This is a genomic window from Streptomyces sp. NPDC048659, from assembly GCF_040650575.1.
In the GTDB taxonomy this organism is placed as follows: domain Bacteria; phylum Actinomycetota; class Actinomycetes; order Streptomycetales; family Streptomycetaceae; genus Streptomyces.
Map to the genome: position 1 here is coordinate 271,791 of NZ_JBEZHM010000001.1, position 17,551 is coordinate 289,341.

At 70.8% G+C, this 17,551-nt stretch carries 14 protein-coding genes; 8 read left to right on the forward strand and 6 right to left on the reverse strand.

The window, feature by feature from the left end:
• Positions 1 to 44 precede the first annotated feature (44 nt).
• On the forward strand, positions 45 to 1,316 hold the full coding sequence (locus AB0C99_RS01320; protein ID WP_362467981.1) for an MFS transporter: 1,272 nt from the start codon (positions 45 to 47) through the stop codon (positions 1,314 to 1,316).
• A 128-nt stretch (positions 1,317 to 1,444) separates the two neighbouring features.
• Here the strand turns inward: AB0C99_RS01320 and AB0C99_RS01325 are convergent, their stop codons facing one another.
• Positions 1,445 to 2,938 carry a CCA tRNA nucleotidyltransferase gene (locus AB0C99_RS01325; RefSeq protein ID WP_362467983.1) on the reverse strand — a complete coding sequence of 498 codons (1,494 nt, stop codon included), beginning with the start codon at positions 2,936 to 2,938 and terminating at the stop codon, positions 1,445 to 1,447.
• Between the two features lie 212 nt (positions 2,939 to 3,150).
• Here AB0C99_RS01325 and AB0C99_RS01330 point away from each other — a divergent pair, with 212 nt between their 5' ends.
• The 7 genes from AB0C99_RS01330 to trxA all read left to right on the forward strand — a co-directional run bounded on the left by AB0C99_RS01330 (position 3,151) and on the right by trxA (position 12,861).
• On the forward strand, positions 3,151 to 5,517 hold the full coding sequence (locus AB0C99_RS01330) for a DUF6049 family protein (RefSeq protein WP_362467985.1): 2,367 nt from the start codon (positions 3,151 to 3,153) through the stop codon (positions 5,515 to 5,517).
• 45 nt (positions 5,518 to 5,562) lie between these two features.
• Positions 5,563 to 7,800 (forward strand): murein biosynthesis integral membrane protein MurJ, encoded by a 2,238-nt coding sequence (gene murJ / locus AB0C99_RS01335; RefSeq protein WP_362467987.1) that lies wholly within the window; start codon positions 5,563 to 5,565, stop codon positions 7,798 to 7,800.
• Between the two features lie 117 nt (positions 7,801 to 7,917).
• Positions 7,918 to 9,648, forward strand: a complete 1,731-nt coding sequence (locus AB0C99_RS01340) for a protein kinase family protein (RefSeq protein ID WP_362467989.1) — start codon at positions 7,918 to 7,920, stop codon at positions 9,646 to 9,648.
• Between the two features lie 138 nt (positions 9,649 to 9,786).
• Positions 9,787 to 10,494: an RNA polymerase sigma factor SigM gene (gene sigM / locus AB0C99_RS01345; RefSeq protein WP_362467991.1), complete on the forward strand. Its 708-nt coding sequence runs from the start codon at positions 9,787 to 9,789 to the stop codon at positions 10,492 to 10,494.
• Positions 10,491 to 11,384, forward strand: a complete 894-nt coding sequence (locus tag AB0C99_RS01350) for a hypothetical protein (RefSeq protein ID WP_362467993.1) — start codon at positions 10,491 to 10,493, stop codon at positions 11,382 to 11,384. The genes sigM and AB0C99_RS01350 overlap by 4 nt, the downstream gene beginning before the upstream one ends.
• A gap of 132 nt (positions 11,385 to 11,516) precedes the next feature.
• Entirely contained in the window at positions 11,517 to 12,482 is a 966-nt protein-coding gene (gene trxB, locus AB0C99_RS01355; RefSeq protein WP_362467995.1) for a thioredoxin-disulfide reductase, read from the forward strand.
• 46 nt (positions 12,483 to 12,528) lie between these two features.
• A complete protein-coding gene (trxA, locus tag AB0C99_RS01360) occupies positions 12,529 to 12,861 on the forward strand; it encodes a thioredoxin (protein WP_362467997.1) in 333 nt (110 codons plus the stop codon).
• Between the two features lie 97 nt (positions 12,862 to 12,958).
• Here trxA and AB0C99_RS01365 read toward each other — a convergent pair whose 3' ends face one another.
• The 5 genes from AB0C99_RS01365 to AB0C99_RS01385 all read right to left on the reverse strand — a co-directional run bounded on the left by AB0C99_RS01365 (position 12,959) and on the right by AB0C99_RS01385 (position 17,539).
• A complete protein-coding gene (locus AB0C99_RS01365) occupies positions 12,959 to 13,576 on the reverse strand; it encodes a GNAT family N-acetyltransferase (protein WP_362467999.1) in 618 nt (205 codons plus the stop codon).
• 155 nt (positions 13,577 to 13,731) lie between these two features.
• Entirely contained in the window at positions 13,732 to 14,847 is a 1,116-nt protein-coding gene (locus AB0C99_RS01370; protein WP_362468001.1) for a ParB/RepB/Spo0J family partition protein, read from the reverse strand.
• The gene (locus AB0C99_RS01375; RefSeq protein WP_362468003.1) at positions 14,844 to 15,932 is read right to left on the reverse strand and encodes a ParA family protein; all 1,089 of its coding nucleotides are present in this window, start codon (positions 15,930 to 15,932) and stop codon (positions 14,844 to 14,846) included. The genes AB0C99_RS01370 and AB0C99_RS01375 overlap by 4 nt, the downstream gene beginning before the upstream one ends.
• A 259-nt stretch (positions 15,933 to 16,191) precedes the next feature.
• The gene (gene rsmG / locus AB0C99_RS01380; protein WP_362468005.1) at positions 16,192 to 16,911 is read right to left on the reverse strand and encodes a 16S rRNA (guanine(527)-N(7))-methyltransferase RsmG; all 720 of its coding nucleotides are present in this window, start codon (positions 16,909 to 16,911) and stop codon (positions 16,192 to 16,194) included.
• Positions 16,912 to 17,029: 118 nt separating this feature from the next.
• Positions 17,030 to 17,539, reverse strand: a complete 510-nt coding sequence (locus AB0C99_RS01385; RefSeq protein ID WP_362468007.1) for a R3H domain-containing nucleic acid-binding protein — start codon at positions 17,537 to 17,539, stop codon at positions 17,030 to 17,032.
• Positions 17,540 to 17,551 lie beyond the last annotated feature (12 nt).

A 17,551-nucleotide genomic window follows, 5' to 3' on the forward strand; every position in this document is an offset into this window, starting at 1 on the left:
GTGGCACTGCCCGGGGGCCCTCTTCGTATGTGAGTCTTGCTGCCATGTCCGTCGTGCGAGATCTGCGTGTCCTGCTGCGTCTGCGGAACTTCCGCCGCCTGCTCGCCGTACGCCTGCTCTCCCAGTGCGCCGACGGGGTCTACCAGGTCGCCCTGGCCACCTACGTCGTCTTCTCCCCCGAGAAGGAGACCAGCCCCGCGGCCATCGCCTCCGCCATGGCCGTGCTGCTCCTCCCGTACTCCCTCGTCGGGCCCTTCGCCGGCGTCCTGCTCGACCGCTGGCAGCGGCGCCAGGTCTTCCTCTACGGCAACCTGCTGCGGTCCGTTCTCGCCTGCGGGACCGCGCTCCTCATCCTCGCCTCCCCGCCCGAGTGGCTCTTCTACGCCTCCGCGCTCTCCGTCACGGCGGTGAACCGCTTCGTCCTGGCCGGGCTCTCGGCCGCCCTCCCCCGGGTCGTCGACGACGAGCGGCTGGTCGTCGCCAACTCGATCTCCCCGACCGCGGGGACCCTCGCCGCCACCCTGGGCGGCGGACTGGCCTTCGGCGTCCGCTTGCTCGCCGACGGCTCGGACGCGGCCGTCGTCCTCCTCGGCGCCCTCCTGTACCTCTGCTCCGCGCTCGTCTCGCTGCGGATGCCGCGCGCCCTCCTCGGGCCCGACCCGGACCGCGTCCAGCCCCGGCTGACGAGCGCGCTGCGGTCCACCGCCCGAGGGCTGGCGAGCGGGCTGCGTCATCTCTCCGAGCGGCGCCCCGCGGCCAGGGCGCTCGCCGCGGTCACCCTGATGCGCTTCTGCTACGGCGCCCTCTTCGTGACCGTGCTCATGCTCTGCCGGTACGCCTGGAGCTCCACCGAATCGGAGGGCCTGGCCGTGCTCGGCCTCGCCGTCGCCGCCTCCGGGGCCGGCTTCTTCGCGGCGGCCGTGCTCTCCCCCTGGGCCGTCGGCCGGCTGGGGCCCTTCGGCTGGATGACCCTGTGCGCGGGAGCCGCCGCCGTGCTCACCCCGGCACTCGGTCTGACCTTCGCCCGGACGCCCTTCCTGGTCGCCGCCTTCCTCCTCGGGCTGGTCACCCAGGGGGCGAAGATCGCGACGGACACGGTCGTCCAGACCTCCGTGGACGACGCCTATCGCGGGCGGGTCTTCTCCCTGTACGACGTGCTCTTCAACGTCGCCTTCGTCGGGGCGGCCGGGGTCGCGGCGCTCATGCTGCCCCCGGACGGGCGCTCCGCCCTGCTGGTGATCCTCGTGGCCCTGCTCTACGCCGGCACCGCCCTGGCGCTGGCGAGGTCCGTCCGGCGCTCCCGGCGGGCGGCATGACGAAGGGGCGATGTTTCACGTGAAACATCGCCCCTCGCCGGTGCCGTGCTTTCGCTGTTTCACGTGAAACATCGCGTGGGCAACGCGCACGTGGATCAGCGGCAAACGCTCTGCTCGCCCTGTCGGCCCTACTCGCTCGCCGACTCGACCTGCGATTCGCTCTGAGCGGCCCACCACTCCCTGAGCGCGGCCACGGCCTCGTCGTGCTCCATGGGCCCGTTCTCCAGCCGCAGCTCCAGCAGGAACTTGTACGCCTGGCCGACGGCCGGACCCGGGCGGATCCCCAGAAGCTCCTGGATCTGGTTGCCGTCGAGGTCGGGACGGATCGAGTCCAGCTCCTCCTGGTCCTGGAGCTGCGCGATGCGCTCCTCCAGCCCGTCGTAGGCGCGGGAGAGGGCGGATGCCTTGCGCTTGTTCCGCGTGGTGCAGTCGGAGCGGGTCAGCTTGTGCAGCCGGGAGAGCAGCGGGCCCGCGTCGCGGACGTACCGGCGGACGGCCGAGTCGGTCCACTCGCCGGTGCCGTAGCCGTGGAAGCGCAGGTGCAGCTCGACCAGCCGCGAGACGTCCTTGATCATCTCGTTCGAGTACTTGAGCGCCGTCATGCGCTTCTTCGTCATCTTCGCCCCGACCACCTCGTGGTGGTGGAAGGAGACGCGTCCGTCCTTCTCGAAGCGGCGGGTCCGGGGCTTGCCGATGTCGTGGAGCAGCGCGGCCAGCCGCAGCACCAGGTCGGGGCCGTCCTCCTCCAGGTCGATCGCCTGGTCCAGGACGGTCAGCGAGTGCTCGTAGACATCCTTGTGCCGGTGGTGCTCGTCGCTCTCCAGCCGCAGCCCGGGGAGCTCGGGCAGCACATAGGCGGCGAGACCGGTGTCCACGAGCAGGCCCAGGCCCTTGCGGGGATGGGCGGAGAGCAGCAGCTTGTTGAGCTCGTCCCGCACCCGCTCCGCGGAGACGATCTCCAGCCGCTCGGCCATCTCCGTCATGGCGGTGACGACCTCGGGGGCCACCTCGAAGTCCAGCTGCGCCGAGAACCTGGCGGCGCGCATCATGCGCAGCGGGTCGTCGGAGAAGGACTCCTCGGGGGTCCCGGGGGTCCGCAGCACCCGGGCGGCGAGGTCTTCCAGACCGCCGTACGGGTCGACGAACTCCTTCTCGGGGAGGGCCACGGCCATGGCGTTGACGGTGAAGTCGCGTCGGACCAGGTCCTGCTCGATGGAGTCGCCGTAGGAGACCTCGGGCTTGCGCGAGGTGCGGTCGTACGCCTCCGAGCGGTAGGTGGTGATCTCCACCTGGAACCGCTGCGCCACGTCCCCGACCCGGGCGTCCTTCTGGCAGCCGACCGTCCCGAAGGCGATCCCGACCTCCCAGACGGCGTCGGCCCACGGACGGACGATCTTCAGTACGTCCTCGGGGCGGGCGTCGGTGGTGAAGTCCAGGTCGTTGCCGAGCCGCCCGAGCAGCGCGTCGCGGACCGAGCCGCCGACCAGCGCGAGGCTGAACCCGGCTTCCTTGAAGCGACGGGCCAGATCGTCGGCGACGGGGGACACACGCAGTAGTTCACTGACCGCACGGCGTTGCACCTGGCTCAGTGCGTTCGGGGTCTCTTCATTGGCGTTCGGCACAACAGAAAAGGGTACGTGCCTCGGCTCGTACCGATGGCCCCGTTTTAGGCGGGGGACAGCGGTCGGAAACCCCGTGCCGACCCCCTTCGCCGGATCGGCTGGAGCAGTCCCCGGCACTTGCCCGCCGCGTGCCTCGTTACCATGCCTGGACACAGCAACCGGGAACCACTGACACCACAGGCACCACAGACAACGACGAGGACGGGCGACGCGTGGCCGAGGCGGCAGCTATCCAGGGGATCGGTCCCTCACCTGCCCGCCGCCGCCTGCGGCGCCTGATCACCCTCGCCGTCGCGGCCCCACTGCTGGCCGGACTCCTCCCGGGGCTCACCGCCCCGGAGGCGGAGGCCGCCGAGACCGCGCGGGCCACCGGAACCGTCGATGTGTCGGTCGACACGCTCACGCCGAGCGCCCCGGTCGAGAGCGACACGCTCACGGTGACCGGCTCGGTCACCAACAAGGGCAAGCAGGCCGTGACCGACGCCACGGTCGATCTGCGGGTGGGCCCGCGGATGACCAGCCGCAGCGAGATCGAGGACGTCTCCGAGCGCCGCGGCTACCGGGATGGCAGCGACCCCTATCCGCTGGGCGGCTCCTACAAGGTCACCATCCCCAAGTTGGGCGCCGGGCTGAGCCAGGACTTCACGCTCTCGGTGCCCGTCTCCAAGCTCGGCCTCGACGAGTCCGGCGTCTACCAGCTCGGGGTCTCCCTGACCGGCCGCACCGGCGGCCAGTCCTACGGCCGGGTTCTGGGCATCGAGCGGACCTTCCTGCCGTACCAGTCCGAGGACGCCGAGAAGAAGACGCAGCTCAGCTATCTCTGGCCGCTGATCTCCACCACCCATGTCTCCGCGGAGACCGGGCCGGACATCCAGCAGACCCCGGTCTTCGAGAACGACGACCTCGCCGCCGACCTCGCCCCCGGCGGCCGGCTGCACGAGATGGTCAGTCTCGGCGCGAACCTCCCGGTCACCTGGGTGATCGACCCCGACCTGCTGGCCAGCATCGACCTCATGACCGGGCCCTACCTGGTCAAGAACGGCAAGACCGAGGTCGCGGGCAAGCACCAGGCGATCGCCGAGAAGTGGCTGGACTCCCTGGAGAAGGCGGTCCAGGGCAAGAAGATCGTCGCGCTGCCCTTCGCCGACCCCGACCTCGCCTCCCTCGCCCACCGCGGCAAGGACGTCCCCGGCTCGCTCAGCCACCTCCAGCAGGCGACCGCGCTGGCCTCGACCACCGTCGAGACGATCCTCCACGTGAAGCCCTCCACGGACTTCTCCTGGCCCGTCGACGGCGCCGTGGACCCCTCGATCATGTCCGTCGCCACCTCCGCCGGCGCGCACAACGTGATCGCCCGCAGCGACAGCTTCCGCGACGACCTCCCGTACACGCCGGACGCGGCCCGCCCGGTCGGCGGCGGCACCACGGCCGTCGTCAGCGACGCCGCGCTCTCGACCGCCTTCGAGGGCGATCTGATCCGGGCCGAGAGCTCCACCCTCGCCGTCCAGTACTTCCTCGCCCAGTCGCTCGCGGTGACCCTGGAGCGGCCCGAGGACCAGCGGACCCTCGTCGTCGCCCCGCAGCGGATGCCGAGCATCGCGCAGGCCCAGGCCATGGCGACGGTGCTGCAGGGCGCGGCGAAGCGCTGGACCCAGCCGACGGATCTGCTGGCGGCCGCCACGGCGGTCACGTCCGACCCGGCCGCCTCCCGGGTGCCGGGCAGCGGCGCGTACCCGAAGAAGCTGCGCGCCCAGGAGCTCGACGCCGAGGCGTTCCTCGAGATGAAGCAGACCCGCGACGGGCTGGACGACTTCAAGGTCATCCTGACGGCCCCCGAGCGGGTCGTGCCGCCCTTCACCAACGCGATCAGCCGTGAGATGTCCACCTCCTGGCGGGGCGAAGGGGCCTCGGCCGCGCTCTACCGCCAGGAGGTGCAGCAGTACCTGGCGAGCCTCACCCGCGAGGTGGAGCTGATCAAGAAGTCGGACCTGGTGCTCTCCGGGCGGAGCGCCACGATCCCCGTGACGGTGCAGAACAAGCTGCTCCAGGGGGTGGACCACCTGGTGCTGCGGCTGTCCTCGGGCAACAAGACCCGTCTGAACCTCGACGGCGAGGGCGCCTCCGAGCGGCCGGTGAAGATCGAGGGCGGACACAGCCAGTCGGTGAAGTTCACCGCCTCGGCCAACGCCAACGGCCCGGTCCCGATGACGGCCCAGCTGTACACGGAGGACGGCACGCCGTACGGTCCGCCGATGCACTTCACGGTGAAGGTCTCCGAGATCACCCCCACCGTGATGCTCGTCATCGCGGGCGGTGTGCTCCTGCTGGTGCTGGCCGGCGTCCGGATGTACTCCCAGCGCAAGCGGGCCGCCGCCCGTAACGCCGAAGCGGAAGCACAGGCCGAAGCGGAGGCGGAGGCCGGGACCGACGCCGAGGCGGAAGCGGAGGCCGACGCGGGCGCGGAGGGCGCCGCCGAGGGCTCCGGGGACGCCGATCCCGGGCAGCCGAGTGACCCGACACCGGACACCGGTCCCGAAAGCGGCGACCCGTCGGGCCCGGGTGAGAAAGTGGACCGTTGAGCGATGTCGTGGCCGGTCGGCCGGGGACGATGAGGTGGGGTAACGATGAACGCGCCGTACGACGGTGACCGCGGTCAGGCCGCGGGCGGCACCGCGCCCGCCGGTGGGACGCCCGCGGCACCGGCACCCGGCCCCATGCCGGTGCCGCCGCCGCAGCATCCCGCGCCCGGCCCGTACGCACCGAACCAGCAGAACGCGTACACGCCGGACCAGCACAACCCGTACGCCCAGGATCCGTACGTCCAGGACGCCTACGCCCAGGACCCGTACCAGGGCCGGGACCTCTCCGCGCAGGACCCGGTGACCGAGGCGCTCTACGACCGCGCCGCGCACCCGCCGCCCCCGCCGGGCACCTACGCGGAGCCCCAGCCGCTCTACCAGCAGCCCGCCGCGCCCGCGCACGCCCCGGACCCGCGGGTCTGGGCGCAGACCCCGGCGCCCGAGCCCGACGGGCCCTCGCGTCACCTGCCGTACGGCGACGACGCCCGGACGGTCCAGTTCACCGGGGTCGACGACCTGGTGACCCGGGCGGGGGAGGACGCGCCGGAGCCGGACGCCTTCGCCCACCTCTACCGGGACCAGCAGACACCCGGACAGGTGCCTCCGCCCGCGACGGAGCCCGACCCCATGCCCGCGCCCGCCCCCAAGAAGTCCGGCCGCGCCTCCGGTCTGCTCAAGTCGAGCGCCGTGATGGCCGCGGGCACCCTCGTCTCCCGCCTCACCGGCTTCGTCCGCAGCCTGGTGATCACCGGCGCCCTCGGCGCCGCGCTCCTCGGTGACACCTTCACCATCGCGTACACCCTGCCGACGATGATCTACATCCTCACCGTCGGCGGCGGTCTCAACTCGGTCTTCGTGCCGCAGCTGGTCCGTTCCATGAAGAACGACGAGGACGGTGGCGAGGCGTTCGCCAACCGTCTGCTGACGCTCGTGATGGTCGCGCTCGGCGCGATCGTCGCCATCGCCGTCTTCGCGGCCCCGCTGCTGATCCGGCTGATGTCGAACACCATCGCCGACGACGCGGCGGCCAACAGCGTCGCCGTCACCTTCGCCCGCTACTGCCTGCCCACGATCTTCTTCATGGGTGTGCACGTGGTGATGGGTCAGATCCTGAACGCCCGCGGCAAGTTCGGCGCGATGATGTGGACCCCGGTCCTCAACAACATCGTCATGATCGCCACGTTCGGCCTGTTCATCTGGGTCTACGGCACCTCCGCCGAATCCCACATGGGCGTCTCGACCATCCCCGACGAGGGCATCCGGCTGCTCGGCATCGGCACCCTGCTGGGCCTCGCCGTGCAGGCCCTGGCGATGATCCCGTATCTGCGCGAGACCGGCTTCCGCTTCCGCCCCCGCTTCGACTGGAAGGGCCACGGACTCGGCAAGACGGTCAAGCTGGCGAAGTGGACCGTGCTCTTCGTGCTGGCCAACCAGGCCGGCGTCCTGGTCGTCACCCAGCTCGCCACGGCGGCCGGCGAGGAGTCCGGCAAGAACGGCGCGGGCTTCCTGGCCTACTCCAACGCCCAGCTGATCTGGGGAATGCCGCAGGCCATCATCACCGTCTCGGTCATGGCCGCGCTGCTGCCGCGCATCTCGCGCGCCGCCTCGGACAACGACCCCGGCGCCGTCCGCGACGACATCTCCCAGGGCCTGCGCAACTCGGCCGTGGCGATCGTGCCGGTCTCCTTCGCCTTCCTGGCCCTCGGCGTCCCGATGTGCACCCTGCTCTACGCCTCCAGCGGCGTCCAGGCGGCCCAGGGCATGGGCTTCATCCTGATGGCCTTCGGCCTCGGCCTGATCCCCTACTCCGTCCAGTACGTCGTGCTCCGCGGCTTCTACGCCTACGAGGACACCCGGACGCCCTTCTACAACACCGTCATCGTCGCCGCCGTCAACGCCGCCGCCTCCGCCGTCTGTTACGTCGTGCTCCCGGCCCAGTGGGCCGTGGTCGGCATGGCCGCCTCCTACGGCCTGGCCTACGCGGTCGGCGTCGGAGTCGCCTGGCGCCGGCTGCGCAACCGCCTCGGCGGCGATCTGGACGGCGCCCACGTGCTGCGCACCTACGCCCGGCTGTGCCTCGCGTCCCTCCCGGCCGCGGTCGTCTCCGGAGCCGTCGGCTTCGCCCTGCTGAAGGTGCTCGGCGAAGGGGCCCTCGGCTCGCTGGTGGCCCTGCTGGTGGGCGGAGCGGTGCTGCTCGGCGTCTTCTTCGTCGCCGCCAAGCGGATGCGGATCGCGGAGCTCAACTCCATGGTCGGCATGGTCCGCGGGCGTCTGGGACGCTGACGAACAGGCTTCGCACAACCATCGCCTGCCGACGCGTGTCGTGCATAGCGTCGGACTGTGGGCACAATTGGCATGGCTGTTGGATGTGGCGCAACGGATGGGGAGGCAGGAACGACGGTGGCGGAACGTAGCACGGCTGCCGTCGACGTGGCCGACAACAGCGGTGACGACCCGCTGACCGCCAAGGCGGACAAGGCCGCGACCGACGGGGTGGCGGAAGCGCAGAAGAAGGCGGTCACGACCGCCGAGTCCACGGAGAACAAGGCGGGCGAAGCGAAGAGCGGCGAACAGCCCTCCATCACGGCACCGGAGCTCCACAGCGGCCACAAGCTGGCGAGACGCTACCGGCTGGAGGAGTGCGTCACCCGACTGGACGGATTCAGCAGTTGGCGTGCGGTGGACGAGAAACTCCGCCGCGCCGTCGGCGTGCACATCCTCCCGGCCGACCACCCCCGAGCACGCTCCGTGCTGGCCGCGGCCCGGTCCGCGGCGCTGCTCGGCGATCCCCGGTTCGTCCAGGTCCTCGACGCCGTCGAGGAGAACGACCTGGTCTACGTCGTGCACGAGTGGCTGCCCGACTCCACCGAGCTGACCGCGCTCCTCGCGGCCGGCCCGATGGAGCCGCACGACGCCTACCAACTGGTCAGCCAGGTCTCCCAGGCCATGACCGCGGCACACCGCGAGGGCCTCTCGCACCTGCGGCTGACACCCAGCGCCGTGCTGCGCAGCTCCACCGGCCAGTACCGCATCCGCGGCCTCGCCGTGAACGCCGCCCTGCGCGGCATCAGCGCCGACCGCCCGCAGCGCACCGACACCGAGGCGATCGGCGCCCTGCTCTACGCGGCGCTCACCCAGCGCTGGCCTTACGAGAACGACGCCTACGGCCTCTCGGGGCTGCCCAAGGGCGTCGGGCTGCTCCCGCCGGACCAGGTCCGGGCGGGTGTCCACCGGGGTCTCTCCGAGATCGCCATGCGCGCCCTGGCCAACGACGGGGCCACGGCCTCGCGCCAGGAACCGCCGTGCACCACCCCGGACGAGCTCGCCAAGGCCGTGGCGGCGATGCCCCGCATCCGCCCGCCGGAGCCGGCGTTCCCGCTGCCGACCCCGCCGGAGTACCAGCGCACCACCTACCAGCAGGGCACGTACGGGCGCCCCCAGGTCCGCCCGCAGGTGACCCAGGCGGTCGTGATCCCGCCGCCGCCGCTCCAGAGCCGCACCGGCAAGGCGCTCAAGTGGGCCGTCTCGGCCCTACTGATCGCCGCCCTGGGTCTCGGCAGCTGGCAGATCGCGGACCGGCTGCTGAACGGCCAGAAGCAGCCGATACCGCCCGCGACGGCCCCCGACACCGGCGACGAGAAGCCGGCCGAGCCGAAGCCGCTGGTCGTGCGCGACGCCAAGGAGTACGCACCGGACGGGTCCCCGCAGAACGCTGCGGGCGTGGACAAGACCTACGACAGCGACACGTCGACCTACTGGCGCACCAAGAGCTTCTTCGACGGGCCCACGCTGGCCCCGTTCAAGCAGGGCGTCGGCATCGTCTACGACCTCGGCTCGGAGCAGAACGTCACGTCCGCCTCCATAGACCTGCGCTACGGAGGAAACCACACGACCGGGACGCTGTACGCGGCCGACTCGCTGAGCCCGGCAGGTTCTCCCTCGTCCATGAAGGAGATCGCGACGGCCACGACCTCGGGATCCTCGCTGAAGCTGGACGCGAAGGCGCCGGTCAAGACCCGCTACGTCCTGCTCTGGTTCACCGCGCTGCCGCAGTCGGCGGGGGACCAGTACAGCGACGCCGGATACAAGCAGGCCGTCACGAACGTCTCGTTCCTCGGCTCGGCCCCGTAACGGCCCCCGACCGGGGTGCCGCCCGCACCGGGCGGCACCCCGGTCCGCATGGGATCTCCACAAGGGCCACCTTGTCGATCACCGGCAAATTCCGCAGAATACCCACGGTGCCGCCCCTGCCATGGTGGGAGACTTGGCGTGAACAACGGATCCACGAGGGACGCTCGCTCCGACGGCGATCTCCTGGCCGCCCATGTGGCCGGCGATCCGGACGCCTTCGGCGAGCTCGTACGGCGCCACCGCGACCGGCTGTGGGCGGTGGCCCTCCGTACGCTGGGGGACCGCGAGGAAGCCGCTGACGCCGTCCAGGACGCCCTCGTATCGGCCTTCCGGGCCGCGCATACCTTCCGGGGCCAGTCGGCCGTCACGACCTGGCTGCACCGCATCACCGTGAACGCCTGCCTCGACCGGGCGCGCAAGGCGGCCTCCCGCCGGACCTCTCCGGTGGACGACACCGACCGCTTCGAGCAGATCCTGGAGCCGCACGAGTCCGCCGAGGCTCCCGCGGAGCGCCAGGATCTGCACCGCCAGCTCCTCGCCGCCCTCGGCACCCTCCCCGCGGAGCAACGTGCCGCGCTCGTCCTGGTCGACATGCAGGGCTATCCGGTCGCCGAGGCCGCTCGTATCCTCGATGTCCCCACCGGCACCGTGAAGAGCCGCTGTGCGCGAGGGCGGGCCAGACTCCTGCCGATGCTCACTCATCTGCGCGGGGACACGGTGGGTAACGAGCGCCCCGACCGGGGAAGGAACCGGACGCCGGGGGCATCCGTCCCACCGGTGTCGGGACCGAGGGACACCGGACCGAGCAATCCAGCTGCTGTGAAGGGCGGAGGTGGGCGCGCGTGACTTCCACGGCCGACACGACTCAGCACCCCGACGTCTCGGAGATCTCCGACCTCACCGAAGGGCTCCTCACCCCTTCCCGCAGTGCGGCCGTACGGGTCCATCTGGACACGTGTCCCCTGTGCGCCGATGTGCGGACCTCCCTGGAGGAGATCCGGGGCCTGCTGGGCACCCTGCCCGGCCCGCCGAGGATGCCGGCCGAGATCGCCGGGCGGATCGACGCCGCCCTGGCCGCCGAAGCCCTCCTGAACGCCACCGCTCCGGACACCGCCGCACATGTTTCACGTGAAACACCGCGCAGCCATCCGGTCGAGAGTGCCCCGGTCGCCGACCGGCCCGCAGGGCGTCCCGCCGCCGCCACCGGCCCCGGACGGCCACGTGGGCGCCGCCGCAGGATCGCCGTCCTGGGCGCTGGTGTGGGGGCCGCCGCCCTGGCGCTGAGCCTGTTCTTCATCCAGTCCGGCGCCCTCCCGTTCGGCCATGACACGACCGACACGACGGCCTCCGGCGTCTCGGCCCAGGCCGCCGGTGCCGCCCGCTTCGACGGAATGCCGGTCGAGGCCGCCGCTCAGGCCCTGCTCCAGCAGAACAGCACCTTCAAGGCTCCCAGGGACACCGGCCCAAGCTCGCTCTCCGCCCAGAACGGCGGCGACGGGCACCAGCGGTCCTTGGAGACTCCCCTGCCGGAATGCGTGAAGGTGGGCACCCAGCGCCAGGACCCGGTCCTCGCCTTCCGCCAGGGCACCTACGAGGGAACGAACGCCTATCTCCTCGTGCTGCCCGACACCGCCGACGGCAAGCGGGTGCAGGTCTACGTCCTCGATGCCTCCTGCGCCACCGGAAGCGGGAACAGCCGGGCCGATGTCCTGCTGAAGGAATCCGTTCCGCGCTGATCGGCTCCGCGCCGCGGCAGGCGGCGGTCTCGGGAATGCTTCCCCCGTAGGATCGGTTGGGTGGGGTGAGAGTGACCGATCCGACCGCCCCCCGTAGGCAGTAGGCAGTCCCCAGAGACGAGGAAGAAACCCGTGAGCGACGTCCGTAACGTGATCATCATCGGCTCCGGGCCCGCGGGATACACCGCTGCGCTCTACACGGCCCGCGCGTCGCTGAACCCGCTCGTGTTCGAAGGAGCCGTCACCGCCGGTGGCGCCCTCATGAACACGACCGACGTGGAGAACTTCCCGGGCTTCCGTGACGGCATCATGGGCCCGGACCTGATGGACAACATGCGTGCCCAGGCGGAGCGCTTCGGCGCCGAGCTCGTACCGGACGACATCGTCGCCGTGGACCTCACCGGCGAGATCAAGACCGTGACCGACACCGCCGGCACCGTGCACCGCGCCAAGGCGGTCATCGTCACCACCGGCTCCCAGCACCGCAAGCTCGGCCTGCCGAACGAGGACACTCTCTCCGGTCGCGGTGTCTCCTGGTGCGCCACCTGCGACGGCTTCTTCTTCAAGGACCAGGACATCGCCGTCGTCGGCGGCGGCGACACCGCGATCGAGGAGGCCACCTTCCTCTCGCGCTTCGCCAAGTCCGTCACCATCGTCCACCGCCGTGACTCCCTGCGCGCCTCCAAGGCGATGCAGGAGCGTGCCTTCGCCGACCCGAAGATCAAGTTCGCGTGGGACAACGAGGTCGCCGAGATCCACGGCGACCAGAAGCTCCGCGGTCTGACCCTGCGCAACACCAAGACCGGCGAGACCAGCGAGCTGCCGGTCACCGGCCTCTTCATCGCCGTGGGCCACGACCCGCGCACCGAGCTCTTCAAGGGCCAGCTGGAGCTGGACGAGGAGGGCTACCTGAAGGTGGACGCCCCGTCCACCCGCACCAACCTCACGGGCGTCTTCGGTGCGGGCGACGTCGTCGACCACACCTACCGCCAGGCGATCACCGCCGCCGGCACCGGCTGCTCGGCCGCCCTCGACGCGGAGCGCTTCCTCGCCGCCCTCGCCGACGCCGAGAAGCTCGCCGAAACCCCCGCGGTCTGATCTTTCTGCTTCATCACCCCACACCCCGCGAAATAAGGAGGTCGCCGTGGCCGGCGCCCTGAAGAACGTGACCGACGCTGACTTCGACGAGGTCGTCCTCAAGAGCGAGAAGCCCGTCCTGGTGGACTTCTGGGCCGCGTGGTGCGGGCCGTGCCGCCAGATCGCCCCGTCGCTGGAGGCCATCGCCAACGAGCACGGCGAGAAGATCCAGGTCGTCAAGCTCAACATCGACGAGAACCCGGCCACGGCCGCCAAGTACGGCGTCATGTCCATCCCGACCCTGAACGTCTACCAGGGCGGCGAGGTCGTGAAGACGATCGTCGGTGCCAAGCCGAAGGCCGCGATCGAGCGCGACCTCGACACCTTCATCAGCGAGTAAGACTCTCGCTGTTTCACGTGAAACAGCGGCGGCCCGCCCCCTTCCGAGGGGGCGGGCCGCTGTCGTTCACGGGGAGACAAGGAGACTCCGGGCCGGGTCACAGGGGCCGCAGAGCGGGCTCCTTCTGCACGGCGCCCAGCAGCCGGTCCAGGGCCAGCTCGACGTCCTCCTTCCAGGAGAGCGTCGTCCTCAGCTCCAGCCGCAGCCGCGGAAAGGCATGGTGCGGCCGTACGGTCTTGAAGCCCACCGCCAGAAGATGCTCGGCCGGGAGTACACAGGCCGGCTCCTTCCAGCGCGCGTCCCCGAATGCCTCGATCGCCTTGAAGCCCCGGCGGAGCAGATCCTTGGCCACCGTCTGCACCATCATCCGCCCGAGCCCCTGCCCCTGGTACCCCGGCATGATCCACGCCGTCATCAGTTGGGCGGCGTCGGCCGAGACCGGACTCGTGGGAAAGGCGATGGAGCGGGGCACATACGCGGGAGGCGCGTAGAGCACGAAGCCGACCGGCACCTCGTCGACATAGACCACCCGGCCGCAGGAGCCCCATTCCAGAAGCACGGCGGAGATCCACGCCTCCTTCTCCAGCTCCGGCCTGCCGGCCTTCACGGCGGCCTCACCGCTCACCGGATCGAGCTCCCAGAAGACACAGGAGCGGCACCGCTTGGGAAGGTCCGGAAGGTTGTCCAGCGTGAGCGGTACGAGCCGACGCCCCACGGCTGCTCCTCGTTTCCCTCGGCTATTGCCGTACGAATACGCCTCTCAGAATCGTAACGAGGGGGCGATCAGGGCGATACCGCGGTCAGGCAAAGGGCGGGGCGTGTTCCGGTGAATGCCGGTACACGCCCCGCCCAGTGGGAGAGAAGTGAAGGTCAGTGCTCCGAAGACTGGCCGTCCTGCTCGTCCCGCTCGCCGTTTCCGTGGTCCATCACGCGGCCCTCACCCGGGGCCAGCGTCGACAGGATCCGGTCCAGATCGTCCATCGAGGCGAACTCGACGACGATCTTGCCCTTCTTCTGCCCCAGATCGACCTTCACCCGGGTCTCGAAGCGGTCCGAGAGGCGCGTGGCCAGCTCGCTCAGCGCCGGGGAGACCCGAGCACCCGCGCGCGGGCCCTTGGGCTTGACCGGCGAGGAGGGCTCCGAGGCCATCAGCGTGACGATCTCCTCGACCGCCCGCACCGAGAGGCCCTCGGCCACGATCCGGTACGCCAGCTTGTCCTGCGTCTCCGGGTCCTCGACCGACAGCAGGGCACGAGCATGCCCGGCCGAGATGACACCGGCGGCGACCCGGCGCTGCACCGGCGGGGAGAGCCGCAGCAGACGCAGCGTGTTGGAGACCTGCGGCCGGGACCGACCGATGCGGTCCGCCAACTGGTCATGGGTGCAGTGGAAGTCCTTGAGGAGCTGGTCGTAGGCCGCGGCCTCTTCCAGCGGGTTCAGCTGCGCCCGGTGCAGGTTCTCCAGCAGGGCGTCGAGCAGAAGCTTCTCGTCCTCGGTGGCCCGCACGATCGCGGGGATCCGCTCCAGACCGGCCTCCCGGCAGGCCCGCCAGCGGCGCTCACCCATGATGAGCTCGTAGCGCTCGGTGCCCACCTGCCGCACCACGACGGGCTGGAGCAGGCCGACCTCCTTGATGGAGGTGACGAGCTCGGCCAGCGCGTCCTCGTCGAAGACCTCACGCGGCTGACGCGGGTTGGGGGTGATGGAGTCGAGCGGCAGCTCCGCGAAGTGCGCCCCGGCGGGGGACTCCGGCAGCACCGCGGGCTCGGGGACCGGCACCACGGAGTCGGGCGACTGCGGGCTCGCCGGAAGGCTCGCCAGCTTCGCCGCGGCCACCCCGCGCTCCGAGCCGAGCGCCGGAACGGCACCGGGGGAGCTCAGCCCCTGTCCCCCGGCCACGGTCACGGCCGGCACCTGTCGCTCCTGGGGAGCAGCGGGGATCAGCGCACCGAGTCCACGCCCCAACCCCCTACGTCGCTCACTCACTGGATCCCCTCCGACATTCGCTGGCTGTTCTGGTGGCCCATGGCCGACTGGCCGGTGTGGGCGTGCGTGCTGTCGTAATGGATCTCGACACCGCGCAGGGCGATCTCACGGGCCGCCTCAAGGTAGGAGAGCGCGCCGCTGGAGCCCGGGTCGTAGGTGAGCACGGTCTGGCCGTAGCTCGGGGCCTCGGAGATGCGCACGGACCGCGGGATGCTCGTCCGCAGCACCTCCTTGCCGAAGTGGGTGCGCACCTCGTCGGCGACCTGGGAGGCGAGCCTCGTCCGGCCGTCGTACATGGTCAGCAGGATCGTCGAGACGTGCAGCCCGGGGTTGAGGTGCCCCCGGACCAGATCGACGTTCCGCAGGAGCTGGCCCAGGCCCTCCAGCGCGTAGTACTCGCACTGGATGGGAATCAGCACCTCGGCCCCCGCCACCATGGCGTTGACCGTGAGCAGGCCCAGCGAGGGCGGGCAGTCGATCAGGATGTAGTCGAGCGGCTGCTCGTACGCCTGGATCGCGCGCTGGAGCCGGCTCTCCCGGGCCACCAGCGACACCAGCTCGATCTCCGCACCGGCGAGGTCGATGGTCGCGGGGGCGCAGAAGAGCCCTTCGACGTCCCGGACCGGCTGGACGACCTCGGAGAGCGGCCTGCTCTCCACGAGGACGTCGTAGATCGAGGGGACCTCGGCGTGGTGGTCGATGCCCAGCGCGGTGGAGGCATTGCCCTGCGGGTCGAGGTCGATGACCAGGACGCGGGCGCCATGCAGGGCCAGGGAGGCGGCGAGGTTGACCGTCGTGGTCGTCTTGCCGACGCCGCCCTTCTGGTTGGCTACGACCATCACACGGGTCTGCGCGGGGCGGGGAAGCCCCTCACCCGCACGACCCAGGGCTTCTACGGCCAGCTGTGCTGCACGACCGATGGGGGTGTCGTCCATCGGGGGCGGTGTTTCACGTGAAACATCCTCCCCCGCCGATTCGGTTCGGGGACCGGGGACCGGATCGGTCATCGGTCCCGCGATGTTGGCGTCGGACCGCAAGGATTCACTCTCCTCGGCTTCAGGCTCGCGATGAGCAGAGCCTGCCATGCTTTCGGGGTCGTGAACCAGCGAGGCCCGTGGTCCTGTGGAGAAATCCCTCTCTGTGGACAACCCTTTGACCCTCACGGGGGGTTTCGCCGACGGTGTGCGGTCCCAGGGCGTGGCAGCCGCGCGACCGCGGCTGATGATCCCCTGCAGCAGTGAGCGACGTTTCACGTGAAACACGATGCACGGGCCGCCGGGCCGGGACCGCTCGACACTCCGAAATCTGCGCGTATCGCAGCTTGTACGGATCAGTAGACGGGGTTCAGCGCTTGCCTCGGCGGGGACGGCTGGTCCTCGCCGCCTTGGCCCGCTTGGCCGCGAAGCGCACACCGCCCGGGCTCTCGCCGACCTCGACCCGGACCACCGTGGACTGCGGGTCGACGATGCCCTCGCCGACCTGGAGCACGGAGGTGCCCACCACGCCCAGCTTGGAGAGCGCGGCACGGGCGCCGTTGATCTCCTCCTCGGCGGTGTCGCCCTTGAGCGCCAGCATCTCTCCGTACGGGCGCAGCAGCGGCACACCCCAGCCGGCGAGCCGGTCGAGCGGCGCCACGGCGCGAGCCGTGACGACGTGCACGGGCTGGATCTTGCCCATCATCTCCTCGGCGCGCCCACGGACGACGGTCACGTGGTCCAGGCCGAGCAGCTCGACGACCTCCTGGAGGAAGTTCGTGCGGCGCAGCAGCGGCTCCAGGAGCGTGATCTTCAGGTCCGGGCGGACCAGCGCCAGCGGGATGCCGGGCAGCCCGGCGCCGGAGCCGACGTCGCAGACCGTGACACCCTCCGGGACGACCTCGGAGAGCACCGCGCAGTTCAGGATGTGGCGCTCCCACAGCCGGGGGACCTCACGGGGGCCGATCAGACCACGCTTGACCCCCGCGTCCGCGAGGAGCTCCGCGTAGCGCACGGCTTCCGGGAAGTACTCACCGAAAACCGTCCGCGCCTGCTCGGGCGCCTGGGGAAGCTCCGCTGCTTCCGTCACGGGGAACCGTCCTTCCGTACCGCACGTATGCCGTGCGAGCGCACGGGATGGCTGACTATCAGGCTGACAAAATTCGGCCCCGCCTGCAGAACAGACGGGGCCGACACTACGGGTGGGTTCAGGCAGGGAGCACGACGACGAAGCGCTGCGGCTCCTCGCCCTCGGACTCGCTGCGCAGACCGGCGGCGGCGACCGCGTCGTGCACGACCTTGCGCTCGAACGGCGTCATCGGGTCCAGCTTGACCGGCTGACCGCTGGACTTGACCTCGTCCGCGGCCTTGGCGCCGATCTGGGCGAGCTCCGAGCGCTTCTGGGCCCGGAAGCCGGCGATGTCGAGCATCAGGCGGCTGCGGTCACCGGTCTCCCGGTGCACGGCCAGCCGGGTGAGCTCCTGAAGGGCCTCCAGCACCTCGCCGTCACGGCCGACCAGCTTCTGCAGGTCACGGCTGCTGGAGTCGCTGACGATCGAGACCGAGGCGCGGTCCGCCTCGACGTCCATGTCGATGTCGCCGTCGAGATCGGCGATGTCGAGCAGGCCCTCGAGGTAGTCGGCCGCGATCTCACCCTCCTGCTCCAGGCGGGTCAGGGTGTCGCCACCCTCGGCGGCGGAGGTGGTGCCTTCCGTCACGGATGGACTCCT